The organism is Sinorhizobium sp. CCBAU 05631, assembly GCF_002288505.1.
In the GTDB taxonomy this organism is placed as follows: Bacteria; Pseudomonadota; Alphaproteobacteria; order Rhizobiales; family Rhizobiaceae; genus Sinorhizobium; species Sinorhizobium fredii_C.
The window spans coordinates 4,005,386-4,018,433 of the sequence record NZ_CP023063.1; the positions used below are offsets into that span (position 1 = coordinate 4,005,386).

11 protein-coding genes and 1 pseudogene are annotated in these 13,048 nt (G+C 63.2%); 4 read left to right on the forward strand and 8 right to left on the reverse strand.

The window, feature by feature from the left end:
* Positions 1-37 precede the first annotated feature (37 nt).
* Both SS05631_RS19415 and SS05631_RS19420 read right to left on the reverse strand, forming a co-directional pair.
* Complete coding sequence (locus SS05631_RS19415) at positions 38-898, reverse strand: MurR/RpiR family transcriptional regulator (RefSeq protein WP_037420896.1); 861 nt, start codon at positions 896-898, stop codon at positions 38-40.
* Between the two features lie 295 nt (positions 899-1,193).
* Positions 1,194-2,324, reverse strand: a complete 1,131-nt coding sequence (locus SS05631_RS19420) for a Gfo/Idh/MocA family oxidoreductase (protein ID WP_037420894.1) — start codon at positions 2,322-2,324, stop codon at positions 1,194-1,196.
* 261 nt (positions 2,325-2,585) lie between these two features.
* Between SS05631_RS19420 and SS05631_RS19425 the strand changes: the two genes are divergently transcribed.
* Positions 2,586-3,428, forward strand: coding sequence for a class II glutamine amidotransferase (locus tag SS05631_RS19425; protein WP_037420891.1), 843 nt, complete (start codon positions 2,586-2,588; stop codon positions 3,426-3,428).
* Between the two features lie 15 nt (positions 3,429-3,443).
* Here the strand turns inward: SS05631_RS19425 and coaBC are convergent, their stop codons facing one another.
* From coaBC to ubiE, 6 genes and pseudogenes are all read right to left on the reverse strand, one after another.
* On the reverse strand, positions 3,444-4,649 hold the full coding sequence (gene coaBC, locus SS05631_RS19430; protein WP_037420888.1) for a bifunctional phosphopantothenoylcysteine decarboxylase/phosphopantothenate--cysteine ligase CoaBC: 1,206 nt from the start codon (positions 4,647-4,649) through the stop codon (positions 3,444-3,446).
* 164 nt (positions 4,650-4,813) lie between these two features.
* Positions 4,814-5,356, reverse strand: a complete 543-nt coding sequence (locus tag SS05631_RS19435) for a YbhB/YbcL family Raf kinase inhibitor-like protein (RefSeq protein WP_037420885.1) — start codon at positions 5,354-5,356, stop codon at positions 4,814-4,816.
* Positions 5,357-5,491: 135 nt separating this feature from the next.
* Positions 5,492-6,351, reverse strand: a pseudogene (locus SS05631_RS19440) (AraC family transcriptional regulator).
* A gap of 123 nt (positions 6,352-6,474) precedes the next feature.
* On the reverse strand, positions 6,475-6,978 hold the full coding sequence (locus SS05631_RS19445; RefSeq protein ID WP_037420883.1) for a GNAT family N-acetyltransferase: 504 nt from the start codon (positions 6,976-6,978) through the stop codon (positions 6,475-6,477).
* Between the two features lie 351 nt (positions 6,979-7,329).
* Positions 7,330-8,904, reverse strand: a complete 1,575-nt coding sequence (ubiB, locus tag SS05631_RS19450; RefSeq protein ID WP_037420880.1) for a 2-polyprenylphenol 6-hydroxylase — start codon at positions 8,902-8,904, stop codon at positions 7,330-7,332.
* Between the two features lie 4 nt (positions 8,905-8,908).
* Positions 8,909-9,685, reverse strand: a complete 777-nt coding sequence (gene ubiE, locus SS05631_RS19455) for a bifunctional demethylmenaquinone methyltransferase/2-methoxy-6-polyprenyl-1,4-benzoquinol methylase UbiE (RefSeq protein ID WP_037420877.1) — start codon at positions 9,683-9,685, stop codon at positions 8,909-8,911.
* 181 nt (positions 9,686-9,866) lie between these two features.
* Between ubiE and mutM the strand changes: the two genes are divergently transcribed.
* The 3 genes from mutM to rpsT all read left to right on the forward strand — a co-directional run bounded on the left by mutM (position 9,867) and on the right by rpsT (position 12,042).
* Positions 9,867-10,757: a bifunctional DNA-formamidopyrimidine glycosylase/DNA-(apurinic or apyrimidinic site) lyase gene (mutM, locus tag SS05631_RS19460; protein ID WP_037420875.1), complete on the forward strand. Its 891-nt coding sequence runs from the start codon at positions 9,867-9,869 to the stop codon at positions 10,755-10,757.
* A gap of 54 nt (positions 10,758-10,811) precedes the next feature.
* The gene (locus tag SS05631_RS19465; RefSeq protein WP_037420872.1) at positions 10,812-11,585 is read left to right on the forward strand and encodes an enoyl-CoA hydratase; all 774 of its coding nucleotides are present in this window, start codon (positions 10,812-10,814) and stop codon (positions 11,583-11,585) included.
* Between the two features lie 190 nt (positions 11,586-11,775).
* Positions 11,776-12,042 carry a 30S ribosomal protein S20 gene (gene rpsT, locus SS05631_RS19470; RefSeq protein ID WP_018235071.1) on the forward strand — a complete coding sequence of 89 codons (267 nt, stop codon included), beginning with the start codon at positions 11,776-11,778 and terminating at the stop codon, positions 12,040-12,042.
* Positions 12,043-13,048 lie beyond the last annotated feature (1,006 nt).

Sequence of the window (13,048 nt, forward strand, 5' to 3'; positions counted from 1 at the left end):
ATAAATTCCGTCCTCTCGTCAATATGGAATTTTCGTTCTATATTGACGCGGCATCTTCGGCGCGACGGCGTTTTTCGGCGATCGCCACGGTCAGCGCCATGGCGAAGGCCATGCTGGCCGAAAGCGAACGGAAGCCGGCATGATCGGCTTCGACGAGCTCGAACCAGACCTTCGACGACTCGGCCAGCGGCGAGAAGGCGGAGTCTGTCAGCGACACGACCGGAACCCTTCGATTCGCTAAAAGCCGAGCCTGGGCCGCACTCTCGGACGCATAGGGCGAGAAGCTGACGGCGAAGGCGGCATCCTCTTTCGTCGCCATCGCCAGCATGTCGTCGTCGATGCCGGCGGCCGTGCCGACATGCTGGTATTTCACTTTCAGCTTGCCGAAGGCATAGGCCATGTAGCTGGAAATCGGATAGGAGCGGCGCTTGGCGATGAGATAAATCGTCTCCGCCTTGGCGAGGATGTCGACGGCCTGCTCGAAGGCTTCCGGATCGACCGATGTTGCGATGTTGTCGAGCGAGCGATGCGCGGCCGCCACGAAGCCGTTGAAGATCGAGCCGCTCTCGAGCTTGCTGTGCTCGTTGCCGCGCAGCGCCTTCAACCGGTCCTCGTAGCCCGGTGTTCGCTCACGCAGGCGCGCCCGAAAAATCTGCTGCAGACTCGAAAAGCCTTCGAAGCCGAAATGCTGGGCGAAGCGCACCAGAGTGGACGGCTGGACATCGGCCGAGGTGGCGATGCTCGCCGCCGTGCCGAAGGCGATTTCGTCCGGATTGTCGAGCGAATAGGCGGCGACCTGTTTCAGCCGCTTCGGCAATTGCGCCTTGCGTTCGAGGATGACGGCCTTCAGCGCCTCGAAATCCTGCGGGGCATCCGTGGTCGTCTCCGATGTCGACATCGTTCAGCGTCTCCAGGCTCGCTTGTTCTATTTGCCTCACTTTAATCGATTAGGCGATACGGGCATAGAACGGACGTTCTATTTTTGTGGATTCTCCGCGGCGGTGAAAAGCCGTTTGGCCCCTCATCCCGCTGCCGCGACCTTCTCCCCGCGCGCTGGGAGAAGGGATATGCCCTCCCCGCGCGCGGGGAGAAGGGATATGCCACGCCGTCCAAGTCCCTCTCCCCGCTTGCGGGGAGAGGGTTAGGGTGAGGGCGATTCCCGGGCGTCGTTTCCTCTCGAGAAGGAAACGCCGTCAGCTGATCTCTACCCATTCGTTGCTCCTGGCCGACCGGTAGGTGGCCGAAAGCACCTTCTGGACCTCGTAGCCCTCGCGGAAATCCGTCGAAGGCCTGCCGCCCTTGGCGATCGCCTCCAGGAACTCGTGCACCTCGATCGCCTTCAGGTCGTTGAAGCCGATCTGGTGTCCCGGTGCCACGCAGAAGGCGCCGTAGGGCGGGTGTTCCGGTCCTGCCCAGATGGTGCGGAAGCCGCGGCTCTTGATGTCGCCGTCGGTCGAATAGACCTTGATTTCGTTCAGCCGCTCCTGGGTGAAGACGATGCTGCCCTTGGAGCCGTAGATTTCGAAGTCCTGCTGCATCTTGCGGCCGGTGGCGATCCAGTTCGCCTCGAAGCTGCCGCTGGCGCCGCTTTCGAAGCGAACGAAGGCCCGGGCGATGTCGTCGACCTCGACGGGGCGGGTCTCGGCCGCGCCGCGGGAGACCGGGCGCTCCGGTATATGGATGACCGTTTCCGCCAGGACTGATTTGATCGGTCCGACCAGGTGGCGCATGCAGGCGATGATATGGCTGCCGATATCGGCAAGCGCGCCGCCGCCGCTCCTCGGATCGAGCCGCCAGGCCCAAGGAATGGTGGCGTCGGCCATGAAGTCTTCCGCGTGAATGCCGCGGAACGAGCGGATCTCTCCGATCTCGCCGCTGTCGATGATCTCCTTGGCGAAGAAGATTAGCGGGTTCTTCAGGTAGTTGAAGCCGACCTGGGTGACGAGACCGGCCTTTTCGGCGGCCCCGACCATCTCGGCGCAGTCGGCAACGGTCGGTGCCAGCGGCTTTTCGCAATAGACGTGCTTGCCATGGGCGATGGCTGCAAGCGCCATTTCCTTGTGCAGGAGGTTCGGCGTGGTGATGTCGATGATGTCGATGTCCGGATCGGTCAAGAGCTCGCGCCAGTCGGCGGTCGCCTTGCGGAAACCGAGACGTGCGCGGGCGGCCTCGGCAGTCTCCACGGTGACGTCGGCAACCGAAACCAGATCCAGTTCGAAGGGCAGGTCGAAGACCCGCGAAGCGATCGTGAAGCCGAGTGCATGGGCCTTGCCCATGAAGCCCGTACCTATCAGGCCGACACCCAATCTGCGTTTGCCGCTCATGTCGTTCCTCCCGGCCGAGCCTTTGCATCTGGATCGAAATGAAATGAAATGTGCGAAGCTTGTCAATATGGAATGTTTGTTCGAAATGGCTTTCCGATGTGCCAAGCGAAACAGCGCATGTGGCGGCATGCTCTCGGCTGTTGAAAAGCACGCCATGCGAAAAGTGTTAACGCATTTTTACCATGTTCCGTTGGAACATCGCCGTGACGATCGTCGGCGAATCGCCTTTTATCAAAGAACCCGAACCGGAGTGATCGACGCATGTGCCGCTGGGCAGCCTATCGTGGAGAGCCGCTTTATCTCGAGGAACTGGTGACGTCGCCGGCGCATTCGCTGATTGAGCAATCCCATTGCGCGACACGGGCGAAGACCGCCACCAATGGCGACGGCTTCGGCATCGCCTGGTATGGCGACCGCCCCGAGCCTGGCCGCTATCGCGACATCCTGCCCGCCTGGTCCGACTGCAACCTGAAGAGCATTGCGCGGCAGATACGCTCCCGCCTGTTTCTGGCGCATGTCCGTGCTGCGACCGGCGGCGGCACCCGGCGCGACAATTGTCACCCCTTCGTGCATGGCCGCTGGGCCTTCATGCACAACGGCCAGATCGGCCATTTCGAGCATCTGCGGCGGCCGATGGAAAACATGCTCGCCGACGATCTCTATGCGGCCCGCACCGGAACGACGGATTCGGAGCTGCTTTTCCTGCTCGCCCTGCAGTTCGGCCTCGACCGCGATCCGCTTGGCGCGGTCGCCGAGGCGCTCGGCTTCGTGGAGCGCCTCGCAGAACAACTCAGCCTTAAGGTGCTCGTCCGCTTCACCGCGGCATTTTCCGACGGTGAGGATCTCTATGCGGTGCGCTACGCCTCCGACCGCAAGGCGCCGACGCTCTATGCCGCCCCGATGGGAGCGCAGGGCGGTTACTGCCTCGTATCGGAACCCCTCAATGACGACGACAACGCATGGGCCGAGATACCGGATGGCTCGGCCGTCATCGTCGGTGAAAACGGCGTCGACGTTCGCCTTTTCAGCGCCGCCGACCTTCCGGCACGGGAGTCCGTTGCCTCCGCCTCCTCTTCCGCGAAGGTCGCAAGCCCTGTTGCCTGATCGAAGCGGCGCTTCTTACGACAACAGTTTCGCGGAGATCAGGGCCGCGAGCTTGTCGGCCACTTCGTCCTTGCCCATTTCCGGCCACTCCTCGATGCCGTCGCGGGCGATGAGCTTCACCCGGTTCCTGTCGCCGCCCATGATCCCAGTTGCCGGCGAGACGTCGTTTGCGACGATGTAATCGGCGCCTTTCCTTTCAAGCTTTGCCCGGCCGTTCTCCGCGACGTTTTCCGTCTCCGCGGCAAAGCCGATCACCAATTTCGGGCGCGATGCATGATGGCCGATGGTCTTCAGGATGTCGGGATTTTCGGCAAGTTGCAGCGGCGGCGGTGCCTCGCCCGGCCGCTTCTTGATCTTGTTGCCGGCGGCGGAAGCGACGCGCCAGTCGGCGACCGCCGCCACCATCACCGCTACATCGGCCGGCAGCGCGGCGACGACCGCGTCGCGCATCTCATCGGCGCGCACGACCCGAACGACCCGCACGCCCGCGGGGTCGGGGATCGTTACAGGACCGGAGACGAGAGTGACGTCGGCCCCGAGCCGCGCCAGCGCCGCGGCGATGGCATGACCCTGCTTGCCGGATGAGCGGTTGGCGATATAGCGGACCGGGTCGATCGGCTCGTGCGTCGGCCCGGAGGAGACGATTGCCTTGCGCCCGGCAAGCGGCTTTGCGCCGGCGAGTAAGTCCTCGATCGCCGCGACGATCTCCAAGGGTTCGGCCATCCGGCCTTCGCCGGCCTCGCGGCTTTCCGCCATCTCGCCAGAGGCCGGCCCGACGAAGCGGATGCCGTCGGCGGCAAGCGTCGCGCGGTTGCGGCGGGTCGCTGGATGCGCCCACATCTTCGGGTTCATCGCCGGGGCGACGAGCACGGTGCGATCGGTTGCGAGCAGGATCGTCGAGGCAAGGTCGTCGGCATGGCCGCTCGCCATCTTGGCCATCAGGTCGGCGGTCGCCGGCGCCACCACGACGAGGTCGCACTCGCGCGCCAGGCGGATATGCCCCACATCCTGCTCGTCCTCGCGTGAAAAGAGCTCCGTATAGACGTGTGAGGCCGAAAGCGCACCGACCGCGAGCGGCGTCACGAACTGCTGAGCCCCGGCAGTCATTACCGGCCGGACCGTGGCGCCGCGTTCGCGCAGCCTGCGGATGAGGTCCAGGCTCTTATAGGCCGCGATGCCGCCGGAAATGATGAGGAGAATACGCTTGCCCGACAGTGTCATTCCGCTTCGGCTTTTCGCCGCTCCTTGCTGTATGACGCGAGCCTATCCGAGGCGACTGACCCGCGCAATCGGAGGCTCAAGGCTGCGCCCGCCGGAATGACGCTGCACCCTGCGGCTGAAATCCGCCGCAGGGAACGAAGCGCTGTGCTGCCGCTGATGCCGGATCAGCGCTCGTAGGTGACCTCGATCGTCGCCTGGTCCAGCGCGTTCGCTCGGGTAAAGAAACCGACCATGGCGGCGGGGGCGTCCTTGTCGAGAGGAAGCTTGTCCACGGACAGCGCGTAGACCGTGAACTGGTAGCGGTGTGGTCCATGACCTTCCGGCGGGCATGCACCGCCATAGCCGGACGAACCGAAATCGGTGCGGCCCTCGATCGCGCCGATCGGAAGCTTTCCGCCTCCGCTCGCCCCATTCGCGAGCTCCGTCGCATCTGCCGGAAGGTTGAATACCGTCCAATGCCACCAGCCGGAGCCGGTCGGGGCGTCAGGATCATAGGCCATGATCGCGAAGCTCTTGGTGCCCGCCGGCGCGCCCGACCATTGCAATTGCGGCGAGATGTTCTTGCCGCTGCAGCCGAAGCCGTTGAAGACCTGGGCGTCGGCCATGGTCCTTCCGGCCGCCAAGTCGTTCGAGGTCAGTTTCATTTCGGCGTGCGCGGCGGTAGCGCCGAGGAAGCTCAGGGCCAGAAGTGTGGTGATGAAGCGCATGGATCTTTCCTGCAGTTGCTGGAGCAATTCCAGGAAAAGTGTGCAACGGTCTTTCCGTACGGAATTGCGTAGTTTCAGAGGGTTAGGTCAGTTCAGTGTTTCAGGGAAACAATGAGGTGATCTGACAAAGAAACCCTATCCCCAGACGGACACAGCGTCTCTCCTGATCTGCTCAACTTCTGTCCCGATCCGCTCAAAAATTCCGAGATCGCCGCGTACCTCGCGCGGATTGATGCCGAATCTCTCCTTGAACCTTGCCGAGAACTGCGATGGCGAGTCGTAGCCGACCTCCTGGGCGACATGGGCGATCGGCAGGGTGGTCGTTTGCAGCAGCGCCAGCGCCGCGTCATGCGCGTATCGCTCAATGTTTCGGTGAAACTGGTGTTTTCCGCCGCCAGCTTACGCCGAAGCGTGGCCTCGCTCATGTTGAAGCTGCGTGCGGCCTGGCCGAGGGTCCAGTTGCGGGCAGGCTCGGCTTCGATCATCTGGCGCAGGCGATGCTGCAAAAGGGGATTTCCCTGGACGCCCAATACGGCGCCGCTCAGAGCAAACCAGGTGATGAGTTCCATCAAGCGGACCGTCGCCACGGGGGCGGGGAGCCTCGAGAAATTTTCCGGGGAGCAGCAGAAGTCAAACAGAGCCACGGCCTCGGCGGGCAGGTGCAAAGCCTTCACGGGAAGGGCGGTTCGAGGTGGCGTGATGAAAGCCAGGCGGGCATATGTTTCCTCGAACAACGGACGCGATACGGGTAGGATGCGCGCTTCGTAGTTCTGCGGTGCCTTGGGAATGTTCTCCATCGTCATGGGTTGGTGGTCGGGCAACAGGCCAAACTCGCCGGCTGTGAGCAGCAAAGGCGTGTCGCGGATGACCACGACCTTGTTTCCCGAACGCACATGGATAAGCACCGGGGTGGTGTTCGTCAGGCGATGAAGGCAGGTTCTTCCGCCCTGGCGGATGACGGCGCCGGCCACAACAGGAGGAGTTTCGTGCTTCATGTGCTGGTCTCCCGATTTGGCGAACGGCAATGACAGTTCCGACGGTCGATCGCAAGACGCGGGACCCGTGAATCGGTCAGAGCTACTCCGTGCCGGTGGGGGCCGCAGGCACGCTTCCTCCTATCACGGCCGCAGACGCGCCATCGCGAAGACGTCGGCATATGCTCCGTCGCGCAGCGCATAGGATTTCAACACGCCTTCGGTGACGAAACCGGCATTGCGGTAGAGGCCGATCGCCGCCTCGTTGTCGGTGAAGACCGTCAGTTCGATGCGTAAAATGCCGAGCCAGCGGTCCGCGGCCTCGGTCAACGCCTCGAGCAGTGCCTTGCCGATGCCGCGCCGGCGGTAATCGTCGTGGACCGACATGCCGATGTCGGCCGCATGCCGCCGCCTTCCTTTTTGCCGGTGCAAACCGGCAAGCCCGACAATCTGCCCCTCGAGTTCGGCGACGATAACCATGTCGTTTTCCGTAAGGCTTTCGAGCCAGCGTCGCGTCTGCTCCGGCGGCGCGAAGGGCAGGCGTAGCGTTCCGGAGCGAATGCCGGGCAGATCGCGCAAAGCGGCGAGCACTTCCCAGTCGGAGATGGACGCGGCGCGGATATGAAGTGCGGGTGAACCAGCGGTCATTGTTTCCTCTCTCTTCTCGCCGAGGAAACAGAGCCGAACCCTGCTTGCCTCGGCAGGGTTGGCATGAAGACGGCTCGCTTAGTGCAACAGGTCTCCCGCACACCCTGAGGTCTGCGTGGTCACCGGCATCACGAGCGAAAAACGACTGTCCATGGACGGATACTATTCCAGGATGCGGGATGTAGGAAGGGTGTTCGTCAGCACTTTGCCCCTCACCCTAACCCTCTCCCCGCAAGCGGGGCGAGGGGAATGAAGCGGCGCGGCTTTGTCCCTTCTCCCCGCGAGCGGGGAGAAGGTCGCGGCAGCGGGATGAGGGGCTCAAATGCAAAGCAGCCTGCTTCACTCCACCGGTCAAACAAGCTGCCATGCAATGAAAATGAGCGTTGCCGCGATCACCCAGAGCGCCAGCCGACCCGACCGGGTGTGCCTTGCCTCCGCCCGGCCGATCGCTTCTGCCGTCTCCGGATCGAAGCGCAGGCCATTCTCGGTCATCGCCATGATTTCGGCCGAGAAACGTTCGGTGCGCGCGGCGATTTCCGGAACGGCTTCGGCGACCCGGAGTGCCGCGTGCAGCCCGTCGCGCAGATCCGTGACGATCCTTTTCGGGCCGAGATTGTCGCGGATCCATTTCCCGACGACCGGTTCCGACGCCTTCCACATGTTGAACCGCGGGTTGAGCGTGCGGGCGACGCCCTCGACGACGACCATGGTCTTCTGCAGCATCACGAGCTCGGGGCGCGTCTGCATGTCGAAGAGCTCGGTCACCTCGAAGAGCAGTGTCAAAAGCTTGGCCATCGAGATCGTTTCGGCCGGCTGGCCGTGGATCGGTTCGCCGATGGCACGGATCGCCTGGGCAAAGCTCGCCGCGTCATGGTGCGAGGGCACGTAGCCCGCCTCGAAATGCACGTCGGCGACGCGCTGGTAGTCGCGGGTGATGAAGCCGAAGAGGATCTCGGCGAGGAAGCGGCGCTCCTTCTTACCGAGCCGGCCGACGATGCCCATGTCGACCGCAACGATATGGCCTGCCTCGTCGACGAACAGATTTCCCTGATGCATGTCGGCGTGGAAGAAGCCGTCGCGCAGCGTGTGGCGCAGGAAGGACTGGATCAGCGTTTCGGCGAGCGTATTGAGGTCGTGGCCGGCGGCCTTCAGGCCCTCGATATCCGACATCTTCACGCCGTCGATCCATTCCATCGTCACGACGTCGCGGCCGGTGCGCTCCCAGTCGACCTTGGGGACGCGAAAACCGGAATCCTCCTTGGTGTTCTCGCCGAGTTCGGAAAGGGCGGCGGCCTCGAGCCTGAGGTCCATTTCGACCTTGGTTGTCTGTTCGAGCGTCTTCGTCACCTCGACCGGCCTCAGCCGGCGCGTATAGGGCAGGAACCGTTCCTGCATGCGCGAAACGAGATACATCGCCTCGATATCGGCGGCGAAACGCTGGCGCACGCCCGGGCGGATGACCTTGACGGCCACCCTTTCGCGCCTGCCGTCGCGCAGGACGACTGCCGGATGGACCTGGGCGATTGACGCGGCCGCCATCGCTTCGGAAAACTCGACGAAAAGCGTATCGACGGAGCGGCCGAGCGAGCCTTCAATGGCGGCCCGCGCCTCGCTCTCGGGAAATGTCGCCATCCGGTCCTGCAGGAGGGAGAGGTCGGCGGCAAGCTCGGCGCCCACGACGTCGGGACGCGTGGCGAGAAACTGGCCGATCTTGACATAGGAGGGGCCAAGCCGTTCGACGGCCCGGGCGAGCCGGCCGCTGCGCACCTCAAAGCGGGCCCTGCGGCGGGCAAGCAGCCCGGCGAGCCGCTGTACGAAACGCGCCAGCGGCGGAAGGTGTTCGGACGGGACCGCTGCAAATGCGTCCTCGCGCGCGAGCACCCAGCCTATCCGCACGAGACGGAAATATGCTCCAGGCGTGCTCATGCGGTCAGATCTTCCAGCCGGAATGCAGGGCTGCGATGCCGCCGGTGTAGTTGGTGAAGGAGACGCGGCCAAAGCCGGCAGTGCGGATCATCGCGGCGAAATCGCGCTGGTCCGGGAACTTGCGGATCGATTCGACCAGATACTGGTAGGGCGCGTCGTCGCCGGTGATGAGCTTGCCGAATTTCGGGATCGCGTTGAACGACCAGGCGTCATAGAAGCGGTCAAGCAGCGGCATCTCGACCTCGGAGAATTCGAGCACCAGCAGCCGGCCGCCGCGCTTCAGCACGCGATAGGCCTCCTTGAGCGCCACGTCGATGCGCGGCACGTTGCGAATGCCGAAGGCGATCGTATAGGCATCGAACGAATTTGCCGCAAAGGGCAGGTCCTCGGCATTCGCCTCGACGAATTCGAGATTGCCGAGAAGCCCCTTTTTCCTGGCGCGCTCGGCGCCGACGGCAAGCATCGAGCCGTTGATGTCGAGCACCGTCGCATGCGCCTTGCGGCCGGAGGCCTCGACGATGCGGAATGCGATGTCGCCCGTGCCGCCGGCAACGTCGAGGACGCGATAGTCCTCACGGCGCGGCGGGTTGAGCGCGGCGATCATCGCATCCTTCCAGACGCGGTGGAGACCGGCCGACATGACGTCGTTCATGATGTCGTAGCGCTTGGCGACCTTGTGGAAGACGTCGTTGACCAGCGGCTGCTTTTCGCCCGTGCCGACCTCGCGGAAACCGAAGGAGGTCTCCATTCCGCCATCCGTCGATACGCGCTCATCCGTCATACGAAACTCCACTTCACGAATTTTGCCGGCACCATAGCGAAATCGCCCCGCACGCGCTATCTCAGCGCGCGGGACATGGCTGCGACATAGCGCATCCGTATAGGCCATCGATGCTGCCATGGGAATGGTGCGCTCGCCCTGCGGGCGGATGGAATGAACAAAGAGTGAAGGAAGACGGCCGATGCCGGAATTGCCTGAGGTCGAGACGGTCAAACGCGGGTTGGCGCCGACGATGGAGGGGGCGCTGCTGGTGCGCGCCGAATTGCGCCGGCCGGACTTGCGCTTTCCCTTTCCTGACAATTTCGCCGCCGCCGTGTCGGGCCGGCGCATCGTTGCGCTCTCGCGCCGCGCCAAATATCTGATGATCGATCTCGAGGGCGGCGATGTCATCGTCGCGCATCTCGGCATGTCCGGATCGTTCCGGATCGAAACCGGGGCGGCACCAGCCACGCCCGGCGCGTTCCATCATCCGCGTGGCAAGGACCAGAAGCACGACCATGTGGTCTTCCATCTCGACGGACACTCCGGCCGGGCGCGGGTGATCTACAATGATCCGCGCCGCTTCGGCTTCATGGATCTGGCACGCCGCGACACGATCGCCGAGCATGCCTTCTTCCGCGGCCTCGGGGAGGAGCCGACGGGAAATGCCCTCGACGCCACCTATCTGGCCCAGCGCTTCGTCGGCAGGGCGCAGCCACTGAAAGCGGCGCTCCTCGATCAGAAGACCATTGCCGGGCTTGGCAATATCTATGTGTGCGAGGCGCTGTGGCGCTCGGGCCTGTCGCCGAAACGCGCGGCGGGCACGCTCGTCGACAAGCGCGGTCGTCCGAGAAAGACCTTGTCCGCACTTGTCGAGGCGATCCGGGCGGTGATCGCCGATGCGATCGCGGCCGGCGGTTCTTCGCTCAAGGATCATATCCAGGCGGATGGCAGCCTCGGCTATTTCCAGCACGCCTTCTCCGTCTATGACCGGGAGGGCGAGGCTTGCCGCAAGCCGGGCTGTGGCGGTACGGTCGCTCGCATCGTTCAGGCGGGGCGTTCGACCTTCCATTGCCCGCGCTGCCAGAAATAAGCGGGGAGGGCCTCAGCGCCTACCCAATCGAGTTCGAAATTGGAGGAGACGACAATGAGTTACGAGACGCTGCTGGTCGAAACGCGCGGGCGCGTCGGCCTGATCACTCTCAATCGGCCGCAGGCGCTGAACGCACTGAACTCGACCCTGATGCGCGAGCTTGACGCGGCGTTGAGGGCCTTCGACGCGGACAAGGGGGTCGGCGCGATCGTCATCACCGGCTCGGAAAAGGCCTTCGCGGCCGGCGCCGATATCAAGGAAATGCAGTCGCTCGATTTCGTCGACAGCTATCTCGGCGACTTTCTCGGCGGATGGGAACACGTCGCCGGCGCCCGCAAGCCGATGATTGCCGCCGTGTCGGGCTTTGCGCTTGGCGGCGGCTGCGAGCTTGCGATGATGTGCGACTTCATCATCGCCTCGGAGACGGCGAAATTCGGCCAGCCGGAGATCACCCTCGGCGTCATTCCCGGCATGGGCGGATCGCAGCGCCTGACGCGCGCGGTCGGCAAGGCGAAGGCGATGGACCTGATTCTGACCGGCCGCATGATGGACGCGGCAGAGGCGGAGCGGGCCGGCCTCGTTGCGCGCATCGTTGCGCCCGACAAAATGATGGAAGAGGCGCTCGGCGCCGCCGAGAAGATCGCCTCCTTCGCGCTTCCGGCGGTGATGATGGCCAAGGAAGCGGTCAACCGCTCGCTGGAAGTAACGCTTGCCGAGGGCCTGCGTTTCGAGCGGCGGCTGTTCCAGGCGCTTTTCGCCACCGAGGATCAGAAGGAGGGGATGGCCGCCTTCGTGGCGAAGCGCAAGGCGGAATTCAAGCACAGGTGAATCGGCAAGGTGCGGGATTTCGCAAAATGCGCGTTGACGCGCGGGCGCTTTCCCGCTATACGCCGCCCTCAGTTTGAAACGCCATCTCGCATGGCTTTCCGATACTGCTCCCGAATTGCTTCGATGACAGGTCGCAGTGACCCGGCACGGCGAAGGCGGAGTTCATGTCAGTTTTCGAAGAGAGGCATCAATGGCCAATACAACTTCGGCGAAAAAGGCGACCCGCAAGATCGCACGCCGTACCGCAGTGAACAAGGCTCGTCGTTCGCGCGTCCGCACCTTCGTCCGCCAGGTTGAAGAGGCGATCGCTTCCGGCGATCAGGCAGCCGCCGCCGCTGCCCTGAAGGCAGCTCAGCCGGAACTGATGCGCGCCGCCACCAAGGGCGTGCTGCACGCCAACACGGCGTCGCGCAAAGTGTCCCGTCTGGCCCAGCGCGTGAAGTCGCTTTCGGCCTAACCCGGCTAAATAATAAGCAGTTGATGAAAAGCCCGGCGCGTGCGCCGGGCTTTTCGGATTCATAATTCTGCCATGGTCGTGACTAGCCTGCCAGAAGGATGGTTGTGTCAGTGGCGTGACAAAATTATTGAAACAATTTCAAGCGGTTGCGCGAGGTTGTCACAAGGAATAGGTGTCGGCGGCTTGCCCTCTTCGGGGCGAAGTGAGTCAAGCAGATTTTTATTTTTTTTCTTTTTCGCCAGCTAAACACGGCAGCAAAAATTAAAACCCTTGATTCAACAGGGATTCTTTCGGGACTCGCAAACCCGCATGCAAAACGCGGCACGAGAGTCAACTGCCAGCGCTTAAGAAGCGGTAAAAATCGCCATTGATCTTACCCATCGATCCTGCCTAAATGGCTTCCACAGGGGACACGGATCACATCTGTATCAAGGAGGTTTGGAGTCATTTCAACGAGATGGCTTTGGGCTTTCTGTTCCCTGTGGCGGGGGAAATCCACGTCGCTCAATCAGACAAGTCGAGATGGTGAACCGGGCGATCCGTCGCCGCGGAACGAGGACATTTCGTCTTAAGGTTGTGTCGTGCGCGGCCCCGATCGGTACTGTGTCGGTGTTCGTTCAAGAGGAAGGAGGCCCGGGCTACCCGCTTCGTACGAGGGTGCGGCGTAGTCGCTATGAATAGGACCGGATGGCTTGAAAACGGCCACGCGGAATCGATAGGACTACAGCGCCACGCACCTCGTCTCGGTGCGCAAAGGTCGCTGTAGAGTTTTGAGTGCTGCATGGTTCCGTCCTTGAATCGAAGCCGGTTCAGGGAAGCATGCAGGAGGCGCGAGGGGACATTCGCTTGTTCGAGGCGAGCGGGTGCGCGCAGCGCGCAGCGGGGCGGGATTATGAGGAGCCCGATTCACTGCGACAGGGCGTCCGTCGGACGCGGCATGGCTTCGGAAGGCGGCCGTGTCCGATGGATAAAAGAATGACGCCGGCAGCAATGACGGCATCGGACA